Genomic DNA, 21815 nt, shown 5'->3' with positions numbered 1-21815 from the left:
CCCATATAGACCGACCCTGCCCCCTCGGAGCCTCCATGCACGACCCCTTCATCCACGTGCGCGGCGCCCGCGAGCACAATCTCCGCGACGTCGACGTCGACCTCCCCCGCGACTCCCTCGTCGTCTTCACCGGCGTCTCCGGTTCCGGCAAGTCCTCCCTCGCCTTCGGCACCCTGTACGCCGAGTCCCAGCGCCGCTACTTCGAGTCCGTGGCCCCGTACGCCCGCCGCCTCATCCACCAGGTCGGCGCGCCCAAGGTCGGCGAGATCACCGGCCTGCCCCCGGCGGTCTCCCTGGAGCAGCGCCGCTCGGCCCCTTCCTCCCGTTCCTCGGTCGGCACGGTCACCACCCTCTCGAACTCGCTCCGCATGCTCTTCTCCCGCGCGGGCGACTACCCCGAGGGCGCCGAGCGCCTCGACTCCGACGCGTTCTCGCCGAACACCGCCGTCGGTGCCTGCCCGGAATGCCACGGCCTGGGACTCGTCCACCGCACCACGGAAGCCCTCCTGGTGCCCGACCCCTCGCTGTCCGTCCGCGAGGGCGCCATCGCCGCCTGGCCCGGCGCCTGGCAGGGCAAGAACCTGCGCGACGTCCTCGACACCCTCGGGTACGACGTCGACAAGCCGTGGCGCGACCTCCCGCAGCAGGAGCGCGACTGGATCCTGTTCACGGACGAGCAGCCGGTCGTCACCGTGCACCCGGTGCGCGACGCGGGCCGCATCCAACGCCCTTACCAGGGCACGTACATGAGCGCCCAGCGTTACGTCCTGCACACCTTCGCCGACACCAAGAGCCAGTCCCTGCGCGCCAAGGCCGAGCGCTTCCTCACCAGCGACCCGTGCCCGGCCTGCGCGGGCCGCCGGCTGCGCCCGGAGTCCCTCGCCGTCACCTTCGCGGGCCGTACGATCTCCGAACTCGCCGCACTCCCCCTGTCCGAACTGGACGGCGTCCTGGCCACAGGCGGCACCGGCGAGACGGCCCGCGTCCTGACCGACGACCTGCGCGCCCGCATCGCCGTCGTCACGGAACTCGGTCTCGGCTACCTCGGCCTGGACCGCACCACCCCCACCCTGTCCGGCGGCGAGCTCCAACGCCTGCGCCTGGCAACGCAGTTGCGGTCGGGGCTCTTCGGTGTCGTGTACGTCCTGGACGAGCCGTCCGCCGGTCTGCACCCCGCCGACGCGGAGGCCCTCCTCGTGGTCCTCGACCGGCTCAAGGCCGCAGGCAATTCCGTCTTCGTCGTCGAGCACCACCTCGACATCGTCCGGCGGGCGGACTGGCTGGTGGACGTGGGCCCTGCGGCGGGCGTGCACGGCGGGCGGGTCCTGCACAGCGGCCCCCCGGCGGGGCTCGCCGAGGTGGCGGAGTCCGTGACCCGGCCCTATCTGTTCGCCCACGAGCCTGTGCCGGTGCGAGAGGTGCGCGAGCCGTCCGGATGGCTGAAGCTCGGCCCGGTCACCCGGCACAATCTCGATGCCCTGGAGGCCGAGCTCCCCCTGGGTGCCTTCACCTCCGTCACCGGTGTGTCCGGCTCCGGCAAGTCCACGCTTGCCGCCTCGATCAGCGAGGAACTTCCGGGTGTGCAGCGCCTGGTGACGGTTGATCAAAAGCCGATCGGGCGCACGCCGCGCTCCAACCTGGCCACGTACACCGGTCTCTTCGACGTGGTGCGCAAGCTGTTCGCGGAGACGCCCGAGGCCAAGGCGCGCGGTTACAAGGTCGGCAGGTTCTCCTTCAACGTGGCGGGCGGGAGGTGCGAGACCTGCCAGGGCGAGGGGTTCGTCTCGGTGGAACTGCTCTTCCTGCCCAGTACGTACACGCCCTGCCCGGACTGCCAGGGTGCGCGCTACAACCCGGAGACCCTCCAGGTCACCCACCAGGGGCGGAACATCGCCGAGGTGCTGGGGCTGACGGTGGAGGAGGCGGCGGATTTCTTCGCCGAATCACCCGCCGCGGCTCGCAGTTTGCGTGCCCTGCTGGACGTGGGGCTCGGCTATCTGACGCTTGGTCAGCCTGCGACGGAGCTGTCCGGGGGCGAGGCCCAACGGATCAAGCTGGCGAGTGAGTTGCAGCGGGCGACGACGCGGCGGGGGCACACGGTGTATGTCCTGGACGAGCCGACGACGGGGCTGCATCCGGCGGATGTCGCTGTTCTGATGCGGCAGCTGCACGGGTTGGTCGATGCGGGCAACACGGTGGTCGTGGTCGAGCACGACATGTCCGTGGTCGCGGGGGCGGACTGGGTGATCGACCTGGGGCCGGGGGGTGGCGACGCGGGTGGGCGCGTGGTGGCGGCGGGGCCCCCGCGCGAGGTGGCCGGCTCTGGGGAGAGCCGGACCGCCCCCTACTTGGCAAGGGAGTTCACCGGAGGGGCTTAGGGGCGCGGAGCTACGAAGCCACCCCGTTCCCCTTCCCCCTCTTCCCCAGCCCCCTTGGGCGGCGGGGCCGGCCCTCCCTTTCCGTNCTCCCTTTCCGTCGAGCCCCCTTGGGCGGCGGGGCCGCCCCCCGGGGGCGGAACGGGCGGGCAAGGGGGCGGCCCGCCCGATCCGGGCCCACCCGGACACCGGCCCCTGCCCGCACCTTCCACGCGGGGCGCGCGCAGCCCCAGGGCCCTCGGGGCGCCTCCCGGTACCGGGCATGTGAAGCCCCGGCCCGCTGGGCCAAGAGGGTCCCCAGCCCCGCCCCTTCACCTAGACCCGCGGGGCAATTGCACGGTTCCGTGCAGGAGCATCGTGGCTGGTCGCGCAGTTCCCCGCGCCCCTGAAGGGGCGCGGAAAGGGAGCGGCCCGCACGGGCAGGGTGCGCCCGCGCGCAGCGGTGCCGCAAGCTGGCCTACGCCTGCGTCGGTTCCACGAACTGGGCGTCGATCTGGATCTTCACGACGTCACCCAGCATCGCATCCGCCGCCCCGAAGTTCAGCCCGAAGTCGCTCCGCCGGATCTGCCCCTGCGCCTCGAACCCCGCGTGCTTGCTGCCGAACGGTGTGTCCACCAGGCCGCCGAACTCCACCTCGAACGACACCTCCCTGGTGACGTCCCCGATGGTCAGTTCGCCCGTCAAGGTCCACTCCTCGCCCTCGCCGTCCGCACCGGTCGAGCGGAAGGTCATCGTCGGGCGCTTCTCGACGTCGAGGAGGTCGGCCGCCCGGACATGGGCGTCGCGGGCCTCGTTGCCCGTGTCGATCGAGGCGAGCGCCACCGTGGCGTGCACGGAGCTCTGCTCCAGGGTGGCGCCGATGACGAGCGCCGAGTCCACCTCGGCGAAGCGGCCGCGCACCTTGGAGATGCCGAGGTGGCGGATGGTGAAGGCGACGGAGGAGTGGGCCGTGTCGAGTTCCCAGCGACCTGCGGTCAGCGGGATCAGGGGGGCCAGGGACGTGGTGTGCGCATCAGTGGTCATGCCTCCACGCTGCGGGACGCGCCGCCCCGGAGGAAGACCGGCCCGAGGGTAGTAGTGGGAGAGCCACCCTCCGTTCCGGGCCTCGGGGTTACGATCCGGAGGTGAGCGAGAACGAGTTGGGGGCATTCCTGCGCGCCCGCCGGGAAGCGGTGACGCCCTCCGAGGTCGGGCTCCCCGAGGGCCCGCGCCGGCGCACCCCGGGGCTGCGCCGGTCCGAGCTGGCGACCCTGTCGGGCATCAGCGTCGAGTACCTCACCCGTCTCGAACAGGGCCGGGACCGCAATCCGTCCGCGCAGGTGCTGGCCGCCCTCGCCGACGCCCTGCGGCTGTCCGGCGAGACCCGGCTGCATCTGGGCCGGCTGCTGAAGCACACCAACGACCACAAGCTGCTGTGCCCGGCCGCCGAGACGCCCGTCCGTCAGGTGCGCCCGACCGTGCAGGCACTCCTGGACCGGCTGGATCCGTCACCGGCGGTGCTGTTGAACCGGCTGAGCGAGGTCGTGGCCTGTACGACGGGGTACGAGCGGCTGATGCAGCCGGTCGGCCTGCTCGACGGCGAGCAGCCGAGCGTGCTGCGGTACGTGTTCACCGACCCGCGCGCCCACGACACCTACCCGGACTGGGGGCGGGTCGCCGACGCCCAGTTCGGCATGGTGGGCTTCGACCTGGCCCGCGACGACCCCCATGTCTCGCACCTGGCGGCGGAGTTGGCGTTGACCGCCGGGTCGGAGTTCGCGAACCGGCTCGCCGCCCCGCCGAAGCTGCCCGTGCGCAGCGGCGTCGAGCGCTTCGTCCACCCCGAGTCGGGTGAACTGCGCCTGGCGTACGAGACCTTGGACCTGCCCGATCCGGACGGCCAGCGCATCCTGGTGCACCTCCCCGGCGACGAGACCACGGCAGCCGCCCTGGACCGGCTCACCGGGCGCAGGCCGGGCGCCCTGCGCGCGGTGAGCGGCTGATCACGTCCCATACGCCTTCCTGAGCGCCGACTTGGCCAGCTTCCCGGTGGGTGTGCGCGGCAGGGCCTCCGCGAAGTCGACGCTGCGCGGCGCCTTGTAGTGCGCGATCCGTGAGCGTACGAACTCCAGGATTTCCGAGGCCAGTTCGGGTGACGGGTGCACTCCGTCCTCCACCTGGACGACCGCCTTGACGGCCTCGCCCATCTCCGGATCCGGTACGCCGATCACCGCCGCGTCCGCGACCGCCGGGTGCAGGACGAGCACGTCCTCGGCCTCCTGCGGGTAGACGTTCACCCCACCCGAGATGATCATGAAGGCTTTGCGGTCGGTGAGGAAGAGGTAGCCGTCCTCGTCGACGTGTCCGATGTCCCCGGTGGTGGTCCAGTTCGGGTGGTCGGGGTGCTGGGCCTCGCGGGTGCGGCCGTCGTCGTTGTGGTAGCGGAAGGGGAGTTCCTCGCGCTCGAAGTAGATGGTGCCGGTCTCGCCCGGGGGCAGCAGCTCTCCGTCGGGACCGCAGACGCGCAGTTCGCCGAGGAGTCCGGCGCGGCCGACGGAGCCCGGTTTGGCGAGCCATTCCTCGGGGCCGATGAAGGTGATGCCGTTGCCCTCGGTCGAGCTGTAGTACTCGTGCAGGACCGGGCCCCACCACTCCATCATCCGCCGCTTGACCTCGACGGGGCAGGGCGCTGCGGCGTGGACGGCGACCTTCAGCGACGACACGTCGTACCGCTCCCGGACCTCCTGCGGCAGCTTCAGCATCCGTACGAACATGGTGGGCACCCACTGGGCGTGCGTGACGCGGTGCTTCTCGATCGCGGCGAGCGCGCCCTCGGCGTCGAAGGCGTCCATGAGGACGACGGTGCCGCCGGTGGCGGTGACGACGCCGCAGAAGCGGAGCGGGGCCGCGTGGTAGAGGGGTGCCGGGCAGAGGTAGACGGAGTCGGCGGCGAAGCCGTACATGGCGGTGAAGAGCGGGACGTAGAGCGTGGGCGACTCGCGCACGTCGGCCTCGGGAAGGTCGGGCTGGATGCCCTTGGGGCGGCCGGTGGTGCCCGAGGAGTAGAGCATGTCGGCGCCGATGGGCTGGTGGGCCGGGGGCTCGGGGGACGCTTCGGCGAGGGCCTTCTCGTACGAGCCGAGTTCGTCGCCGTACTCCAGCCGGAGCGTGGCACGTGTCACCAGTCGGCCGACGTCGTCGGCGAGTTGCCCGAGGGAGGTCGAGGCGATGAGGGCACTCGCCCCGCAGTCCTCGACGATGTACGCGGCCTCCTCGGCCGTGAGGTGGTGGTTGACGGCGGTGAGGTAGAGGCCCGAGCGCATCGCCGCCCAGTAGACCTCCAGCATGCGCGGGTCGTTGCCGGAGAGGAGGGCGAGGTGGTCGCCCCGGCGCAGTCCTGCGGCACGCAGATGGTTCGCCAACCGCAGTGAGCGCTCTTCGAGTTGTCCATACGTCAGGGTCCGGCCGCCGTCTGCCGTGACGACGGCCGGATGCGCGGGGTCGTACGCTCCCGGATACATGAAGGGGAAACTACCCCGGTTTTGACGGTACGTCAGGAGTCGTGCAAGCAGTCTCTGTTACGAGAGTCGCTGTTCAGCGCTTGGCCTTGCGGTTGGCCCGCAACCACTCCTTGTTCATCGCCGCGATGGACGGCAGCGGAATCCCCTTCGGGCAGGCGGTGGCGCACTCGCCGGTGAGGGTGCAGCCGCCGAAGCCCTCGTCGTCCATCTGCGCGACCATGTCGAGGACGCGGGTCTCGCGCTCGGGAGCGCCCTGCGGCAGGACGTTCAGGTGGTTGATCTTCGCCGAGGTGAAGAGCATCGCCGAGCCGTTGGGGCAGGCGGCCACGCAGGCCCCGCAGCCGATGCACTCGGCGTGCTCGAAGGCGAAGTCGGCGTCCGCCTTGGGCACGGGGGTGGCGTGCGCCTCGGGGGCCGCGCCGGTCGGCACACTGACGTAACCGCCGGCCTGGATGATCCGGTCGAAGGCCGAGCGGTCCACGACGAGGTCCTTGACGACCGGGAAGGCCGAGGCCCGCCACGGTTCGACGTCGATGGTGTCGCCGTCGGAGAAGGACCGCATGTGGAGCTGGCAGGTGGTGGTGCGCTCGGGGCCGTGGGCGTCGCCGTTGATGACGAGCGAGCACGCGCCGCAGATGCCCTCGCGGCAGTCGTGGTCGAAGGCGACGGGGTCGTCCCCGCGAAGGATCAGCTCCTCGTTGAGGGTGTCGAGCATCTCCAGGAAGGACATGTCGGCGGAGATGTTGTCGACGTCGTAACTGGCCATCTCCCCCGGGGTGTCGGGGTTCTTCTGGCGCCAGACGCGCAGGGTGAGCTTCATGCGTAGCTCCGCTGAGTGGGGTGGACGTACTCGAAGACGAGGTCTTCCTTGTGCAGGACGGGGGCGCTGCCGGTGGCGGTGTGCTCCCACGCGGCGGCGTAGGCGAAGCGTCCGTCGTCGCGGGCGGCCTCGCCGTCGGGGGTCTGGGACTCCTCGCGGAAGTGGCCGCCGCAGGACTCCTCCCGGTGCAGGGCGTCGAGGCACATCAGCTCGGCCAGCTCCAGGTAGTCGACGATGCGGTTCGCCTTCTCCAGCGACTGGTTGAACTCCTCGCCGGTGCCCGGGACCTTGATCCGCCGCCAGAACTCCTCGCGGATCTCCGGGATGCGGTCGAGGGCCTTGCGCAGGCCCTCCTCCGTGCGGGCCATGCCGCAGAACTCCCACATCAGTTCGCCGAGTTCGCGGTGGAAGGAGTCGGGGGTGCGGTCGCCGTCGACGGCGAGGAGCTTCGCGAGGCGCTCCTCGGTCTCCCGTACGACGGCGGCGGCAGCCGGGTGGGAGGCGTCGACCGGGTCCTGTGCGGCGTGCCGGGCGAGGTAGTCGTTGATGGTGGCCGGGAGGACGAAGTAGCCGTCCGCGAGGCCCTGCATCAGGGCGGACGCGCCGAGGCGGTTCGCGCCGTGGTCGGAGAAGTTGGCCTCGCCGATGGCGAAGAGGCCGGGGACGGTGGTCTGGAGGTCGTAGTCGACCCACAGCCCGCCCATCGTGTAGTGCACGGCGGGGTAGATCCGCATCGGGGTCTCGTACGGGTCCTCGGCGGTGATCCGCGCGTACATGTCGAAGAGGTTGCCGTACTTCTCCTCGACGGCCTTCCGGCCCATCCGGGCGATGGCGTCCGCGAAGTCCAGGTAGACGCCCTGCCCGCCGGGGCCTACCCCCCGGCCCTCGTCGCAGACGTTCTTGGCGGCGCGCGACGCGATGTCGCGGGGGACGAGGTTGCCGAAGGAGGGGTAGATGCGCTCCAAGTAGTAGTCGCGCTCCTCCTCGGGGATCTCGCGGGCGGGCCGCTGGTCCCCCTTGGCCTTGGGCACCCAGATGCGGCCGTCGTTGCGCAGCGACTCGCTCATCAGGGTCAGCTTGGACTGGTGGTCGCCGGTGCGCGGGATGCAGGTGGGGTGGATCTGGGTGAAACAAGGGTTGGCGAAGTAGGCGCCGCGCCGGTGGGCCCGCCAGATCGCGGTGGCGTTGGAGTTCATGGCGTTCGTCGACAGGTAGAAGACGTTGCCGTAGCCGCCGGACGCGAGGACGACGGCGTCCGCGAAGTACGTGTCGATCTTCCCGGTGATCAGGTCACGGGCGACGATGCCGCGCGCCTTGCCGTCCACCACGATCAGGTCCAGCATCTCGGTGCGCGGATGCAGCTCCACGTTTCCGGCCGCGATCTGCCGCGACAGCGCCTGGTAGGCGCCGAGGAGGAGCTGCTGCCCGGTCTGGCCGCGGGCGTAGAAGGTGCGGGAGACCTGCACGCCGCCGAAGGAGCGCGTGTCGAGCAGACCGCCGTACTCACGGGCGAACGGCACGCCCTGCGCCACGCACTGGTCGATGATCTCCACCGAGATCTGCGCGAGCCGGTGGACGTTCGACTCGCGGGCCCGGAAGTCGCCGCCCTTGACGGTGTCGTAGAAGAGCCGGTGGATGGAGTCGCCGTCGTTGCGGTAGTTCTTCGCGGCGTTGATGCCGCCCTGTGCGGCGATGGAGTGGGCGCGGCGCGGCGAGTCCTGGAAGCAGAACTGGACGACGTGGTAGCCCTGTTCGGCCAGCGTGGCGCCCGCCGAGCCGCCCGCGAGCCCCGTCCCGACGACGATGACGGTGTGCTTGCGGCGGTTGGCCGGGTTGACGAGCTTCGCCTCGAAGCGCCGGGTGTCCCAGCGCTCGGCGACGGGCCCGGTCGGGGCCTTGGCGTCGGCGACCGGATCACCGGTCGCGTAGTCGACGTACGACGAAGTCATGTGTCAGCCCACCAATCCGGTCATGACCGCGACCGGCACGGAGAGGAAGCCCACGGTCAGCGCCAGGGCGAGGAGGTTGGCCAGCGCCTTCAGGACGCGCTCGCGGGTGGCGTTGCCGACGCCGAGGGTCTGGGCGGCGCTCCAGAAGCCGTGCCGCACGTGCAGGCCGACGGCGAGCATCGCGACGATGTAGGTCGTGTTGCCGTACCAGGTGGAGAAGGTCGCGACGACGTTCTCGTACGGCTTTCCGTGCTGCGCGTTCTCGTTGACCGTGAGGGTGGTCAGGTCGAGCAGGTGCCACACGATGAACAGGGCGAGGATGATTCCGCCCCAGCGCATGGTGCGCGTGGCGTAGCTGGCGCGCTTGCGCTTGTGGGCGTACTTCACGGGCCTGGCCCGGATGTCGCGCCGGCTGAGCTGGTACGCGGCCACGCCGTGCCCGACGACGGCGGCGAGCAGCAGGACGCGGACGATCCACAGCGCCCACTCGTAGTGCAGCACCGGGTCGCCCATGGTGCGCAGCCAGTGCGCGTAGCCGTTGAACTCGTCCGTCCCGAAGAAGATCTTCAGGTTGCCGATCATGTGGGCCACGAGGTAGCCGAGCATGATCAGCCCGCTGACGGCCATGACGGTCTTCTTGCCGACGGTGGAGCCCCAGAATCCGCGGAGTCCTGAGGTGTGCCGCACGGGCGGTTTTCGGGTGGGCGGGGTGTCCTGCCGCGTTGCCAGAGCCATGACTCAAGACGCTAGGGCCGAAGGACCCCAGAGGTCCAAGACATGGTCCGGCTCATCTCCATAGCCTCTTCCTATCGATCCATCTAGACTGGTCGGCATGCAGTTCCAGCAGCTCCGCTATTTCGTGGCCGTGGCCGAGTCCCGGCACTTCACCCGCGCCGCCGAGGAGCTGCACGTCGCGCAGCCCTCGCTGTCCCAGCAGATCCGCTCCCTGGAGCGCGAGCTGGGGGCCGACCTCTTCACCCGGGCCCGGGGCAACATCGCCCTCACCGACGCCGGCGGGGCCCTCCTCCCCCTCGCCCGCCGTATCCTCGCCGACACCGACACCGCCCGCCGCGAGGTCCAGGAGCTGGCCCAGCTGCGCCGGGGCCGGGTCCGCCTGGGCGCGACCCCGAGCCTGTGCACGGGCCTGCTCCCGGACGTCCTGCGCACCTTCCACGACGCCCACCCCGGCATCCAACTCCTGGTCGAGGAGGGCGGATCGCACGACCTCGTACGCGAACTGGCGCGCGGAGCACTGGACTTGGCCCTGGTCGTCCTGCCCCTCCCCACCCCCTCCCCCGCCCTCACCACCGTCGAACTCCTCCACGAGGACCTGGTGGTGGTCTCCTCCCCCACCGAGCGCGCCCCGCGCCGACCGGTGCGCATCGCCGACCTCCGCGACACCCCGATGGTGATGTTCCGGCACGGCTACGACCTGCGCGAACTGACCGTCGCCGCCTGCCGTTCGGCGGGCTTCGAGCCGACGTTCACCGTCGAGGGCGGCGAGCTGGACGCAGTGCTGGGTTTCGTACGGGCCGGGCTCGGGGTGGCGGTCGTGCCGCGCATGGTGGCGGAGCGGGCGGGCACCGGGCTTCGGGTCACCGAGCTGGCCCGGCCGGGGCTGCGGCGCACGATCGCGCTGGCGCACCGCAGCGATGTGGCGCCGCCGAGGGCGGCACGGGAGTTGCAGCGGGTGCTGCTGGAGGCGCATGCGTGAGGGGGCGGCCGGAAGGCGCATGCGTGAGGGGGCGGTCGGAATCGGACTCCGGCCACCCCCTCCTCGTACCCCTCAGACCGCGTCGGTCAGCGCCAGGGAGTGGATGCGGTCCGGGGCACCGGGGCGGGCGTAGTACCAGCCCTGGGCGGTGTCGCAGCCGAGCTCCCTCAACTGGTCGGCCTGCGCGCCCGTTTCGACGCCCTCGACGGTGACCGCCAGCTCCAGGCTGTGCGCGAGCGAGACGATGCCCTCGACGATCTTCAGGTCGACGGGGTTCGCGGGCGCGCGCTGCATGCTCTGGGTGAAGGAGCGGTCGAGCTTGAGGACGCTCACCGGGAGGCGGCGCAGGTTGGCGAGGTTGGAGTACCCCGTGCCGAAGTCGTCGAGGGCGATGTCGACGCCCATGTAGGCGAGTTGGCGCAGCGGCTTGAGCAGGCCTTCGTCGGCCCCTATCAGCGCGGACTCGGTGACCTCCAGGCACAGCGCGCCAGGCGAGAGACCGGCCCGCTCCAGGACCTCCACCGTGTCGGCGACGAGGCCGGGGTGGTGGAGCTGGGTGGGTGAGAGGTTGACGTTGATGCGCAAAGGGCCGCCGTCGGCGTGGCGTTGCTGCCAGACGCGGGCCTGGGCGACGGACTCCTCCAGCACCCAGCGGCCCAACGGCACGATGAGACCGGTGTGTTCGGCGAGCGGGATGAACCGGTCGGGGCCGAGCACGCCGTGCTGCGGGTGGCTCCAGCGGACCAGCGCCTCCGCGCCGTGCACGCTGCCGTCGCCGAGGTGGACGAGCGGCTGGTACTCGATGAAGAACTCGCCGCGCTCCAGGGCGGCGGGCAGCGCGTTGGTGAGGCCGTGCCGGGTGATGGCGCGCTCGTCGGCCTCGCGATCGGCGAACTCGAAGCGGTTGCCGCCGGCCGACTTGGCCCGGTACATGGTGATGTCGGCACTGCGCAGCACGTCGGCCGGTCCGCGTTCGCCCGCCGGGCCCTCCACGATGCCGATGGAGCCGCGCACCGTGATCTCGCGGCCCTCCAGGTGGATCGGGGTGGCCAGCGCGGACAGTATCCGGGCGGCCAGGTCGTCCACGTCGGCGCGGGTGGTGGCGCCGGTGGTCAGGGCCACGAACTCGTCGCCACCGAGCCGGGCGACCATCTCGCCGGGCGCGGTCGCGCAGGCCTGGAGCCGGTCGGCGACCTCCACCAGGAGACGGTCTCCGGCGGAGTGGCCGAGGCTGTCGTTGACGGCCTTGAAGCCGTCGAGGTCCAGGTAGCAGAGTCCGAAGCGGGCGTTGTCGCTCGCGGCGAGGGCCTTCTCCAGGCGTTCGAAGAACAGGGTGCGGTTGGGGAGGCCGGTGAGGGCGTCGTGGGTGGCCTCGTAGCGCAGCCGCAGGTTGAGGAGGCGGCGTTCGGTCGTGTCCTCCATCAGGGCCAGCTGGTACTGGGGGCGGCCGTCGGCGTCGCGGAGGAGGGACACGGTGAGGTTGGTCCACAGGACGGTGCCGTCGCCCCGGTAGAAGGCCTTCTCGCTGCGGTAGTGGTCGCGTTCGCCGCGCACCAGCTCGTCGTACATCCGCCAGACCTGGGCGGAGTCCTCGGGGTGCCCCCAGTCGGTGACCTTGCGGCCCTTGACCTGGGACTCCAGGCCGCCGAACATGCGGGTCAGCGTCTCGTTGACCTCCAGGATGGTGCCGTCGAGGGAGGCGATGCCGATGCCGACGGCGGCTCCCTCGAAGACCGCCCGGAAGCGTTCCTCGGTGGCGTGCAGCGCCAGTTGGGCCTCGCTGCGGGCGCTCAGCGCGGACCGGGCGATGGCCTCCTGCTCGCGCAGCGTGCGCTCGCGCAGGGCCATGGCGAATCCGGCGGCGAGGGAGTGCTGGAGGCGGGCGCAGCGGGCCCGGTTCTCCTCGGCGGCGCGGGCGTCGCCCTCGGCCGAGCTGTCCGCGCAGTACAGGACGAGGTACGAGTCGACGACGCCGAGGGTACGGACGAGGGCGTCCGGATCGGTGCAGTGCGCGGCGACGAGCGCTTCCCCGACCGCCTGCGCGGGGGCGGTGTCGAAGGGCCGCGCGTGGAGTGCGGTGCCGAGGCGCCGGGCGAGCGGCAGCAGGAGCTGTTCGAACTCGGGGCGCGTCAGCGAGGTCGCGGTCGCCGGGAAGATGGCCCGGCTCCAGATGGTCGCGAACCGCCGCAGCCGGTCCTCGGGGCTGCCGGGGGCGTCCGCGCCGCCGCCCGTTTCGCCTTCGGGGCCGGTCCCGCCGCGGGCCGCGGGGGTCGCGGATGCGGTCGTGCGGTCCGGGGCGGGGCCCGACGGCTGCACGGGGACGAAGCCGCTCCCCGGAGGGGCAACCCGGCCCGGCGCACCGCCGGCCGCCGCCCGGTCCCGCACCGCGCCGGGGCTGCCGGGGCTCGGCTCCGGCCGGTCCGGTGACGTGGCGGAACGACCGGACGACGCAGCGGTGCCCGCGTCCGACGGCGGATCGAACCGACCGGCGGCGGACGGTTCGGCGACGCCCGGCGACGACGGGTCGGTGCGGTCGGACGGGGCCAGGGAGCGGCCGCCGTCCGGGGTCTGCGCCTGCGCGCTCACGCCTTGCGCCCCACCCCTGCGAAGCCCGAGAACGCGTACGGGTCCTCCTGCGCGACGGGCGTCTCGGGCCGCCACTCGGCCATCTTCACCAGGCCCGGCTCCACCATCTCGTACCCCTCGAAGAAGCGGGCGACCTCGTCGTGGTCACGCATGATCAGCGGGTTCTTGATCTGCCGGTAGACGTCGACGGCACCGCCCGCGGTCTCCTGGTCGAGCGGGATGCCCTCGTACGCGGCGTGCGTGACGATCAGCATGCTGCCGGGGGCGAGCGCGTCGCGGAGCTCGGCGACGGCGGCCTGCGGGTCGTCGGTGTCCTCCAGGAAGTGCAGGACGGCCACCAGCAGCAGCGCCACCGGTCTCTCCAGGTCGAGGAGGCCCGTCAGCTCGGGAGCGGCGAGGATCTCCTGGGGCTTGCGCAGGTCGGCGGCGACGACGGCGGCCCGCTCGTTGCCCTCCAGCACGGCCTGGCTGTGCGCGACGGCCACCGGGTCGTGGTCGACGTACACCACGCGGGCGGACGCGTCGGCGGACTGGGCGACCTCGTGGACGTTGCCGAAGGTCGGGATGCCGGAGCCGATGTCGAGGAACTGGGTGACGCCTTCGGAGAGCGCGTGGCGCACGGCGCGGCGCATGAACGCCCGGTTGGCCTGCATGATCTTGGGCAGACCCGGCAGGAACTCCATCGCACGGCGGGCCGCTTCCCGGTCGACCTCGAAGTTGTGCGAACCGCCCAGGTAGTAGTCGTAGATGCGGGACACGCTCGGCATCGAGAGGTCGATGCCGGGCGGGGCCCAGGCGGGACGCTCCATCAAGATCTCCAACAAGTCGCCGCGACGAATACGGGCACGGAAGGGACGTCCGTGCCCGGTGTTCGAGCCGAGGCTACTGATCCGCCGCCAGCAGAGCGAGCGAAAACGGAAATTGGCGGTCCGTTCTCGGTCACACCCCGCAGGCATGTGCGCGGACCACGGCAACCTCCGGAGGATTCACCGCTGTCGCACGGTGTCCCCTGCGGTCGTGCCGTACGCACTCGGCCCGTCGGACCCACGCGCGCGGGTCCGACGGGCCGAACTGTACGAGGAAGCGGGCCCCGGCACCTACTTGGGGCTACTTGGGGGCTCCGACGAGCTTGCCCTGGGGGGAGACGGCGTACCAAGTGCCGCCCACGCCCTGCCCGTTGGTGTCCCCGGCCTTCTTGTCACCCGAGAAGGTGTAGACGGGCCAGCAGTCAATGGTCTGCTGCTTGACGCCGTCGGGGCGGTCGAAGACGACGAACCCCTTCTTGATGATGCCGGTGGTGTCGTTCTTCGCCACCGGCGGGACGACCGGCCACTTGTCGAGGCAGGCACCGGTGCAGGCGGTCTTCATGGGCCAGGCGGAGTCCTTCTTGAACCGGTAGACGGTCATGCCCCGCGAGTCCACGACGATCTCGCCCAGCTTGGGGTCCTTGCGGACGGACATGCCGGGGAGGTCGGCGGGTGCCGGGGCGTCGGGAGCGGCACCCGCGGGTGCGGCCTTCTTGCCGTCCGGGGCGGAGGCGAACCAGGTGCCGCCCACGCCCTGTCCCTTGACGTCGCCGGCCTTGGTGTCCTGGGCGAACCGGTACATGGGCCAGCCGCCGAGGGTGAGTTGCTTGGTGCCGTCGGCGCGGGTCACCGATCCGACGGCGGACGCGTCGGTGCCGGGCACGGCGGTGGCGGTGCCGGCGGGCACCACCGGCCAGGCCTTCGCACAGTCGCCCTCGCAATTCGACTTCGGGGGTTTCGCGGTGTCCTTGTCGAACCGGTAGAGGGTCATGCCCGCGCTGTCGGTGACGATCTTGCCCAGCTTGGCGTCGTCACGGGCGGCGAGCTGTCCGGCGGCCTTGGGGGCCGCGGCCTTGTTCTCCCCCTTCTCGCCGTCGCCGTACCCGTACCCGTCGGCGGGGGCCGGGTTGGCCACGGACTGGGCTCCCGGGGAGGCGTTTCCGTTGTCCTGCCCGCATGCCGTCGTCAGCGCCAGCACTGCTGCGGCCGTCACCGCGAGCGAGACATTCCGCCAGGTACCCATGTCGACTCCCGTTTCCCGAGCTTCCCGAAGAGTGGGTGCGACGCCGAGGTGCGTCGCTCTCGGCACTGGGTACGTACGCGGACCGCCCCCGTGTTCAACGCTCCGCGAAAAACTTTTCCCGCGGCCTCCACGGCCGATCCGCACACCTGATCCCGTTCCGAACGCAAATCCGGGAAAGTCCCACCCATCAGGCGAATCGATTACTTCTGCCGTGTGCCGCTCGTTGAGCAGATTCATGATGCCCCTCGTGTACGGATCACGCCGGAAGCCCGGTCCGCTCCTCGTACGTCTCCTGTCCTCGGCAGCGCTGTGCTGGCTCCTGGTCGGCTCCGTGCCCGCCTCCGCGGACAGTTGCGCGTACGCGTCCACCGATCAGGGGGTCGTGGTGTCGATCGCGGGCGGCGACGACGCGGCCTGCGGGCCGACGCCCACCCCGCCGCCACCACCGCCACCACCGCCTCCGCCGGAACCCCCGCCGCCGCCACCGCCACCGCCGCTGCCCCCGGACCCCAAGCCACCGGCTCCGCCGCCGAAGCCCACACCGCCGAAGCCACCGAAACCGCCGAAGCCGGTCCCGCCGAAGCCCGCCCCCGTACTCCCCCAACCCGCCCCACCACCACCTCCCCCACCACCGCCGCCCCCACCACCGCCGCCCCCGGCACCCGCTCCCCCCGCCATCAAGCCGCCGCCACCCCCGCCCAGAGCCATCGCCCTTCCCACCTACCGCAAGCCGGTCCGCAAGAAGCCCGAGGGACAGACCTCGATGCTCACCCTCACGCTCATGATCACAGCGCCCGCGGTGTTCGCCGTCGCGGTCCTGCGCCCCCGCTCGTCCCGCTGAGCGGCCTCACCGAAGGAGGTTCCCCGTGTCGGAATGGCTTGTTCTGACCATCGCGATGGCCGCTGCCTGCGCCGTCGTCCTCACCATCGTCGTGATCAACAACCGCCGGATCGGCGAGGACGACGACCCGTCGGAGACCCCCGACGTCCTCGAGTACATGACGATGATGATCGGCGTGATCTACGCGATCGTCCTCGGCCTCGCCATCGCGGGCGTCTGGGAGGGCCGCGGCGCCGCCCAGGAATCGGTACGCCTGGAGGCCCAGGCCCTGCACGAGGTGAGCACCCGCGCCGAGGTCTACCCCGCCGACGTCCGCACCCGCATCCGCAACGACATCGACGCCTACGTCAGCCACGTCGTGCACACCGAGTGGCAGCACATGGTCGACCACAGCGAGGTCACCGAGAAGGGCGACGACCTCCTGGCCCGCGTCCGCCAGGACGTCACCCTCTACGCCCCCAAGACCGACCTGGAGGGCCAGGCCTACCAGCCCCTCGTCGACCAGGTCGCCGCCGCCGACGACGCCCGCGACCAACGCGCCCAGAACACCGAGGCGACGATGCCCCCCATCGTCTGGTTCGGCCTGATCACCGGCGCACTGATCACCGTCGGCCTGATCTTCACCCTCCAAATCCGGCGCACTCCACGCGAGTTGCTCCTCGCCGGACTCTTCAGCGTGATGATCGCCTTCCTCCTCTTCCTCATCTGGGACCTCGACGCCCCCTTCGGCCACGGCATCGCCGCCACCCCGGACCCCTTCGTCAACAGATTCCCCGGAGCGGAGTAGCCGCAGGCCCCGCCCCCGCGACGCTGTCGGTCTCCCGGACACCCCCGGGAGACCGACAGCGTCTTTCCATGTACACCCCTCACTGGCGTCATCCGGCGTGGGTGATGCGCGCGGTCCAGGTCCCGGCGTCTTGAGGCGGGTCCCAGCTCACCTCCGCCTCGGCGCCGTGAACGTCGCGCGCGAGCGCTCTCACGAGGCCCTCCGCCGCGATGCGTGCACCCTGAGGGTCGGTGTGCGGGGCCACGTCGAGGCGGCCGCAGAGCAGTCCGCCGTCCGCGGTGAGGACGGTGTGGCGCCAGCCGTCGGGGGTCTCCAGCAGGACGATGCCCTGCGGAACGCCGAAGGGCTGCGGTCCTGCCTTCTTACGTCTCGCCATGTCGCCGTCCGCCCTCGCCGGAGAAGCCGCTCACAGGGAGGGCGCATCCGGGTGGTAGGCCCGCTGGCGCTCCACCGGTGCCGTGCGGAAGTCGCCCGTGGCGTTGAGGACTTCGCCCGGGGCGAGGCGGATGTGGTCGGCGCGGCCGAAGCCCTTGAGGACTGCGCCGCGGTGGTCGGGGTCGGGGTGGGTGTGGGGTTTCCCCGCGGCCAGGGTGACCGAGCGGGCCGAAATGGGGCCGAGGATCTGGGCGCCGGCGCCCACCCACGTGGGGCCGAGGAGTTCGGCGCCGTTGGCCAGGCGGGCGCCGTCGTCGACCGTGACCGGGGTGGCCGGGGAGGAGGACTTGATCTGGGTGCCGCCCTCGCCGATGAGCGTGCCGTTGCCGATGGTGATGTTTCCGCCCCCGGTCGCGGCGATGCGTGTCGCGCCGTGGAAGACGTTGAAGCCGCCCACGGCGCACGTGCTCTCGTCGTCGCACTCGACGACCGCGCCCGGGTAGAAGACGTTGCCCGCACCCAGCTCCACGTACCGCGACAGGATGACCGAGAAGGGGTCCAGGACCTTCGTGCCCCGGTCCGCCAGGTCGATCAGTTCGGCCGGAGTGAGGTAACCCAGCGCGCTGCGGAGCCGGTTGAACTCGTCCCACCGGAAATTCGGGTCCATGATCACCGGCCCATGATCGGCGGGAGGCGGGCGCCTGTCCAGGTCCTTGCCGGGTCAGGCGTGTGCGGCGGCCTGCGTCGCGGGGGCGGGCAGGTAGTTCCGTACGGTTTGCGCCTGGGAGGGGGTCGCGATCAGGGCGATGTGGTTGTCCGGGCGGACCAGGACCAGGGCGTCGCCCTTGATTCCGTACGCGGCCCTGGCGTGGCCCTCGGGGTCGGCGAGGTCGCTGAGCGGGCCCGCGTCGATGGCGTACGTCCGGGTCGCGTCGTCCGTCGGGGGCAGCGAGCGGGCCGCTTCCCCGCCGAAGGCCAGGAGCGTGAAGTGCGGGCCCGCGAAGGTCTCGAAGAGGCGGACGGGGGTGCCGGTGGCGGCGTCCGCGCAGGGGGCGTCGGGGGCACGGTCGCCGGGGCGCAGCGGGGTGTCGACGGTGGTGGGCGGGGCGAGGGAGCTCCAGCGGTAGCCGATGCCGAGGCCGCTCGTGGCGTCCGTGATGCCCGCGTCGAGGCCGCCGCCCGGCTTCTTGATCGCGGCCAGGACCGCGTCGAGCTGCCGGGAGGAGGTGTCGAGGGTCCAGGCGGCGACGGGGAGACGTTCCTCCTCGTACGTGTCCAGGAGGGCTTCGTCGGCCGTGCCCGTGACGACCGCCGCGAGTTTCCAGCCGAGGTTGTACGCGTCCTGGATGCCGGTGTTCATGCCGAGGCCGCCCGCGATGGGGTGCACGTGTGCGGCGTCGCCCGCCAGCAGGACGCGGCCCGCGCGGTAGCGGTCGACCATGCGGACGTTGACGCGGTACGTGGAGAGGAGCGCGGCGTCGGTGACGGTGACGCCGGGGATGCGGGCGTGCCGGTCGAAGAGGCGCTGGAAGCCCTCGCGGGTGGGCGGCAGCGGCGTGCCGTCGGCGGCGCGCTCCGGGCCGGCCTGGAACCACCAGTGGGCGGCCGTGCCGGGGATCGGGCAGAGCATCACCGCGCCGTCCTCGTCGAACCACTGGTGCCAGTGGTCCCGGCTCAGATCGTCCGCGCCGGTCAGGACGACGTCGCCGTTGACCATGAGCTGGTCCTCCTGGGTGTCGCCCTCGAAGGTGGCGCCCATGAGCCCCCGGATGCGGCTGTGTCCGCCGTCGCAGCCGACGAGGTAGCGCGCCTCGATCGCGCTGCCGTCGGCGGCGCGGGCGAGGACGGTCGTGCCGGCCTCCTCGTACGAGACGACCTCGACGCCCAGTTCGACGTGCACCCCGTGGGCGGCGAGCCGCTCGCGCAGGACCTCCTCCAGCTTCCACTGGGCCAGCAGCCACCCCCGGTCGTACGGCTTGTCGGGGGTCGGGCGCCTGCCCTCGTAGGGGTCGGCGTCGGCGACGGGCAGCCCGTCGCGGTACTTGCGCATGGGGACCGGCGCGCGGCCGGCGTCCAGCACCTCGCGTACGACTCCGAGGTCCTCCAGCACTTCCAGGGTGCGCTGGTTGGGGCCCTTGGCCCGTGAACTCCGGGGGAATTCGGGGGACTTGTCGACCACCCGGACCGGGACGCCTCGCCGGGCCAGGTCCAGTGCCAGGGTCAGTCCGGTCGGGCCGGAGCCCACGATCAGCACGCTCGTCGTCACGTCTGTTCCTCCGTTGCGGATGCGGTGTGGGGTGCGCGGTCTCCCCACGGGTTTCCGACATGGAGAGACAATCACAACCAAGGCACATATGCAACCGAGTAACGTTTTTGAGGCCGTTAGAAGGGCGACCCCTGCCGGGTCACCTCCGTTCCGCCGTGACCACCTCGTGGAGATACCGCTTCACCACCCGGCCCCCGTGGCCCGCCTCGATCAGGTCGTGAATGTCGGCGAGGAGCCCTTCCCGCCGGTCGCCGCCCAGCCGGAGGGTCCCGGAGTAGGTGCGCAGGACGTCCGTGTACTGCCGCGCCGTGTACGTCACCTCGCGGGCGAAGCGCCGCACGACGGGCGCCGCGAAGTCGGCCGACGCGGCGAGGTCGGCGAGGTCCCCGCGCCCGGCCGGGTCCGTGGGGATCGCCTCCGGCTCGCGCAGGCGCTCGCCGGGGACCGCCGCCGGGTCCCAGCGCTCGTACAAGGACTGCACCTCCGCGAAGAACTCCTCGGTGCCGCCCGCCACGTGATGCGTGACGATCAGCGAGAGCCGCCCGCCGGGCCGCAGCGCCCGCGCCGCCCGCTCCGTACGGACCCCCGCGTCGATCCAGTGCCACGCGGTCGCGGAGACCAGGGCATCGAAGGGCTCCGGCGGCAGCGGCCAGCGCGCGAAGTCGGCGACGACGATCTCCGCCGCCGGGTACGGGGCGAGCTTGCGGCGGGCGAGGGCGGCGAGCCGCGGGCCCAGCTCGACGGCGGTCACCGCACACCCGCCGCGCGCGAGCGGAAGCGTCAACTGGCCTGTTCCCGGGCCGACTTCGAGGACCCGGCCGCCGCACGTCAGCCCGGATGCGGACACGAGGGCGTCCACCACTTCCGGCGGGTATGCGGGGCGGGCACGGTCGTACAACTCCGCGATCTCGTCGAATACGCTGCTCATCCCTTCAGCCTGCCCCCTCCGGGCGGGGCCGACCGGGGGACACGTGTGCCCCATTCGCGCGACTGTGATCGCGGGGCTCCCCCGACCCTCCTAGCGTTTCGTATATCGAGGCGCATTTCCGACATGTGTGTGGAAAACCGTTCCGCCATTGCTCCTCGGGGATCCGGAGGAGTCTTCATGCGTGCGACTCGCATCGCCACCACCGCCGCCGCGGCCGCCCTCGGGGCCGTGGCGCTGACCTGCGCCGTCGCCCCCGCCCAGGCGGCCGACGGCAACCAGGGCGCGAAGAAGGAGGGCTCGGCCGGGTTCTCCGTGACGCCGTCCACGATCGCCGCCGGCGGAAAGGTCACCCTGGCGGCCCCCGGCTGCACCGGCCCCGCGACCGTCACCGCGGGGGTCTTCAACACCGTCGTCCTCCAGCCCGGCAAGACCCAGCAGGCGACGGTCGACTGGGACGCCAAGCCCGGTGCGATGTACGACGTCGCCTTCACCTGCAACGGCACGAAGGGCTCCGCCTCACTGACCGTCGTGGGCGGCGCCCAGCCGACGACCAGCTCGACCTCACTGCCCTCGCGGACCACGTCGGCCGCGCCCGTCACCTCCGCCTCGCCCGCACGGGGCGTACGCGGCGGCCTCGGCGGCAGCATCGGCGGCATGGACACCACCCAGGTCGCCGGGGGTGCGGCCCTGGTGGTGCTGGCAGTGGGCGGCACGTTCTACGCGGTGCACCGCAGGGCGGCCGGAACGCGCCGCCACTGAGCGCATCCCAAAGCCACACGTCGACGCACCAGAAGATCACACGCCGGTGGGCCCGAGTCCTGTACGGGGACTCGGGCCCACCGGCATGCGGGCTGCGTGCGCGGCGGTCAGGCCCGGCCGCCGACGGCGTTGCGGCGACGCGCCACGAAGATCGCACCGCCGAGCGCGGCCGAGGCCACCAGGCTCGCGCCGACGGCGACGTCGGTGTCGCTGGGGCCGTGCGAGCCGCCGAGGCCGCCGTGTGCGCCGCGCCCGGCGAGGACGGTGAAGCGGTGGGTGGCGACCATGGCGTTGTCGCTGCACTTGACGGCCAGGTTGTAGTGACCGGGCGTGGTGTCGTCGTTGATCCGGGCCGACGCATAGCCCTTGGCCCCGGCCGACAGGCTGACCTGCGAGAAGGCGTTGGACGTCACGGTTCCGCCGTGGCCGCAGCCGGTCGCCGCGATCGAGATCGTGCTGCCCTGGTGGACCGAGTACGGGTTGACCGTGACGTTGCCGGGACCGTTGGTGGCGAACGCCGCCGGCGCGGCGAGGGCGACCGTCGTGCAGGCGAGCGCGGTCGCCGCGTAGGCACGTGAAGCACGCATCGTAGAACCTCCATGGGAAGACGCTCCGGGGCGGTGCTCCGGGAAATTCGACGAGTACGCCTTCCATGACGAACCCTCACTTGGCCCTCTGGAGCCCGCACTTCGCACTGAGCCGGATTGGTGACGTAACGGCCCGTTCCGGTGACATGCGACTGACGGCACGTCAGCTGACGTCCCGTCATCTCACGGAGCGTCAATTTCCGTGCCCGCCACCCGTTCGCCCTGCGCACCTCGCCGCCTCGGCACGGCGCGCTTAGCGTCCGTACCAGAACGGCAGG

Annotated in this window: 19 protein-coding genes; 6 read left to right on the top strand and 13 right to left on the bottom strand. The window is 71.7% G+C overall.

The window, feature by feature from the left end; translation table 11 throughout:
• Window positions 1–35: 35 nt before the first annotated feature.
• Window positions 36–2378, top strand: a complete 2343-nt coding sequence (locus IE269_RS28250; protein ID WP_189826004.1) for an ATP-binding cassette domain-containing protein — start codon at window positions 36–38, stop codon at window positions 2376–2378.
• Window positions 2379–2832: 454 nt separating this feature from the next.
• On the opposite strand, the gene IE269_RS28245 is transcribed toward IE269_RS28250, so the two are convergent.
• The gene (locus IE269_RS28245) at window positions 2833–3399 is read right to left on the bottom strand and encodes a YceI family protein (RefSeq protein WP_189826003.1); all 567 of its coding nucleotides are present in this window, start codon (window positions 3397–3399) and stop codon (window positions 2833–2835) included.
• Window positions 3400–3500: 101 nt separating this feature from the next.
• On the opposite strand from IE269_RS28245, the gene IE269_RS28240 reads away from it, so the two are divergent.
• The gene (locus IE269_RS28240; protein WP_189826002.1) at window positions 3501–4358 is read left to right on the top strand and encodes a helix-turn-helix domain-containing protein; all 858 of its coding nucleotides are present in this window, start codon (window positions 3501–3503) and stop codon (window positions 4356–4358) included.
• Here IE269_RS28240 and IE269_RS28235 read toward each other — a convergent pair whose 3' ends face one another.
• The 4 genes from IE269_RS28235 to IE269_RS28220 all read right to left on the bottom strand — a co-directional run bounded on the left by IE269_RS28235 (window position 4359) and on the right by IE269_RS28220 (window position 9380).
• Window positions 4359–5876, bottom strand: a complete 1518-nt coding sequence (locus IE269_RS28235; RefSeq protein ID WP_189826001.1) for an acyl-CoA synthetase — start codon at window positions 5874–5876, stop codon at window positions 4359–4361.
• Between the two features lie 73 nt (window positions 5877–5949).
• Complete coding sequence (locus IE269_RS28230; RefSeq protein WP_189826000.1) at window positions 5950–6696, bottom strand: succinate dehydrogenase/fumarate reductase iron-sulfur subunit; 747 nt, start codon at window positions 6694–6696, stop codon at window positions 5950–5952.
• Window positions 6693–8645: a fumarate reductase/succinate dehydrogenase flavoprotein subunit gene (locus IE269_RS28225; protein ID WP_189825999.1), complete on the bottom strand. Its 1953-nt coding sequence runs from the start codon at window positions 8643–8645 to the stop codon at window positions 6693–6695. Before IE269_RS28225 ends, IE269_RS28230 begins: the two co-directional genes overlap by 4 nt.
• Before the next feature lie 3 nt (window positions 8646–8648).
• On the bottom strand, window positions 8649–9380 hold the full coding sequence (locus tag IE269_RS28220; RefSeq protein WP_189825998.1) for a succinate dehydrogenase cytochrome b subunit: 732 nt from the start codon (window positions 9378–9380) through the stop codon (window positions 8649–8651).
• A gap of 97 nt (window positions 9381–9477) precedes the next feature.
• Between IE269_RS28220 and IE269_RS28215 the strand changes: the two genes are divergently transcribed.
• Window positions 9478–10359 (top strand): LysR family transcriptional regulator, encoded by an 882-nt coding sequence (locus IE269_RS28215; RefSeq protein ID WP_189825997.1) that lies wholly within the window; start codon window positions 9478–9480, stop codon window positions 10357–10359.
• 72 nt (window positions 10360–10431) lie between these two features.
• Here the strand turns inward: IE269_RS28215 and IE269_RS28210 are convergent, their stop codons facing one another.
• The 3 genes from IE269_RS28210 to IE269_RS28200 form a co-directional block, all read right to left on the bottom strand.
• Window positions 10432–12549, bottom strand: a complete 2118-nt coding sequence (locus tag IE269_RS28210; protein ID WP_229898341.1) for a putative bifunctional diguanylate cyclase/phosphodiesterase — start codon at window positions 12547–12549, stop codon at window positions 10432–10434.
• A 392-nt stretch (window positions 12550–12941) separates the two neighbouring features.
• A complete protein-coding gene (locus IE269_RS28205; protein WP_189825996.1) occupies window positions 12942–13754 on the bottom strand; it encodes an SAM-dependent methyltransferase in 813 nt (270 codons plus the stop codon).
• A 298-nt stretch (window positions 13755–14052) separates the two neighbouring features.
• Window positions 14053–14994, bottom strand: a complete 942-nt coding sequence (locus IE269_RS28200) for an SCO0930 family lipoprotein (RefSeq protein ID WP_189825995.1) — start codon at window positions 14992–14994, stop codon at window positions 14053–14055.
• A 247-nt stretch (window positions 14995–15241) separates the two neighbouring features.
• On the opposite strand from IE269_RS28200, the gene IE269_RS28195 reads away from it, so the two are divergent.
• Entirely contained in the window at window positions 15242–15835 is a 594-nt protein-coding gene (locus IE269_RS28195; protein WP_189826194.1) for a hypothetical protein, read from the top strand.
• Between the two features lie 25 nt (window positions 15836–15860).
• On the top strand, window positions 15861–16622 hold the full coding sequence (locus tag IE269_RS28190; RefSeq protein ID WP_189825994.1) for a bestrophin-like domain: 762 nt from the start codon (window positions 15861–15863) through the stop codon (window positions 16620–16622).
• Window positions 16623–16710: 88 nt separating this feature from the next.
• Here IE269_RS28190 and IE269_RS28185 read toward each other — a convergent pair whose 3' ends face one another.
• The 4 genes from IE269_RS28185 to IE269_RS28170 form a co-directional block, all read right to left on the bottom strand.
• Complete coding sequence (locus IE269_RS28185) at window positions 16711–16998, bottom strand: hypothetical protein (RefSeq protein WP_189825993.1); 288 nt, start codon at window positions 16996–16998, stop codon at window positions 16711–16713.
• Window positions 16999–17028: 30 nt separating this feature from the next.
• Window positions 17029–17664, bottom strand: coding sequence for a hypothetical protein (locus IE269_RS28180; RefSeq protein WP_189826166.1), 636 nt, complete (start codon window positions 17662–17664; stop codon window positions 17029–17031).
• 54 nt (window positions 17665–17718) lie between these two features.
• The gene (locus IE269_RS28175) at window positions 17719–19263 is read right to left on the bottom strand and encodes an FAD-dependent monooxygenase (RefSeq protein WP_189825992.1); all 1545 of its coding nucleotides are present in this window, start codon (window positions 19261–19263) and stop codon (window positions 17719–17721) included.
• Window positions 19264–19402: 139 nt separating this feature from the next.
• Window positions 19403–20191 carry a class I SAM-dependent methyltransferase gene (locus IE269_RS28170; protein WP_189825991.1) on the bottom strand — a complete coding sequence of 263 codons (789 nt, stop codon included), beginning with the start codon at window positions 20189–20191 and terminating at the stop codon, window positions 19403–19405.
• Between the two features lie 177 nt (window positions 20192–20368).
• Here IE269_RS28170 and IE269_RS28165 point away from each other — a divergent pair, with 177 nt between their 5' ends.
• Entirely contained in the window at window positions 20369–20950 is a 582-nt protein-coding gene (locus tag IE269_RS28165; RefSeq protein ID WP_189825990.1) for a hypothetical protein, read from the top strand.
• A gap of 107 nt (window positions 20951–21057) precedes the next feature.
• On the opposite strand, the gene IE269_RS28160 is transcribed toward IE269_RS28165, so the two are convergent.
• Entirely contained in the window at window positions 21058–21537 is a 480-nt protein-coding gene (locus IE269_RS28160) for a hypothetical protein (protein ID WP_189825989.1), read from the bottom strand.
• Window positions 21538–21815 lie beyond the last annotated feature (278 nt).

Origin of the sequence: Streptomyces spiroverticillatus (assembly GCA_014650415.1) — a bacterium.
In the GTDB taxonomy this organism is placed as follows: domain Bacteria; phylum Actinomycetota; class Actinomycetes; order Streptomycetales; family Streptomycetaceae; genus Streptomyces; species Streptomyces spiroverticillatus.
Note: the sequence above shows the minus strand (reverse complement) of the source record. Positions and strands in the feature narration are given on the sequence as shown.

Bases quoted from the DNA above. Each gene is read 5' to 3' on its own strand.
- IE269_RS28250 (WP_189826004.1), top strand. From the start codon at position 36: ATGCACGACCCCTTCATCCACGTGCGCGGCGCCCGCGAGCACAATCTC.
- IE269_RS28245 (WP_189826003.1), bottom strand. From the start codon at position 3,399: ATGACCACTGATGCGCACACCACGTCCCTGGCCCCCCTGATCCCGCTG.
- IE269_RS28235 (WP_189826001.1), bottom strand. From the start codon at position 5,876: ATGTATCCGGGAGCGTACGACCCCGCGCATCCGGCCGTCGTCACGGCA.
- IE269_RS28230 (WP_189826000.1), bottom strand. From the start codon at position 6,696: ATGAAGCTCACCCTGCGCGTCTGGCGCCAGAAGAACCCCGACACCCCG.
- IE269_RS28225 (WP_189825999.1), bottom strand. From the start codon at position 8,645: ATGACTTCGTCGTACGTCGACTACGCGACCGGTGATCCGGTCGCCGAC.
- IE269_RS28220 (WP_189825998.1), bottom strand. From the start codon at position 9,380: ATGGCTCTGGCAACGCGGCAGGACACCCCGCCCACCCGAAAACCGCCC.
- IE269_RS28215 (WP_189825997.1), top strand. From the start codon at position 9,478: ATGCAGTTCCAGCAGCTCCGCTATTTCGTGGCCGTGGCCGAGTCCCGG.
- IE269_RS28205 (WP_189825996.1), bottom strand. From the start codon at position 13,754: ATGGAGCGTCCCGCCTGGGCCCCGCCCGGCATCGACCTCTCGATGCCG.
- IE269_RS28200 (WP_189825995.1), bottom strand. From the start codon at position 14,994: ATGGGTACCTGGCGGAATGTCTCGCTCGCGGTGACGGCCGCAGCAGTG.
- IE269_RS28185 (WP_189825993.1), bottom strand. From the start codon at position 16,998: ATGGCGAGACGTAAGAAGGCAGGACCGCAGCCCTTCGGCGTTCCGCAG.
- IE269_RS28180 (WP_189826166.1), bottom strand. From the start codon at position 17,664: ATGGACCCGAATTTCCGGTGGGACGAGTTCAACCGGCTCCGCAGCGCG.
- IE269_RS28170 (WP_189825991.1), bottom strand. From the start codon at position 20,191: ATGAGCAGCGTATTCGACGAGATCGCGGAGTTGTACGACCGTGCCCGC.
- IE269_RS28165 (WP_189825990.1), top strand. From the start codon at position 20,369: ATGCGTGCGACTCGCATCGCCACCACCGCCGCCGCGGCCGCCCTCGGG.
- IE269_RS28160 (WP_189825989.1), bottom strand. From the start codon at position 21,537: ATGCGTGCTTCACGTGCCTACGCGGCGACCGCGCTCGCCTGCACGACG.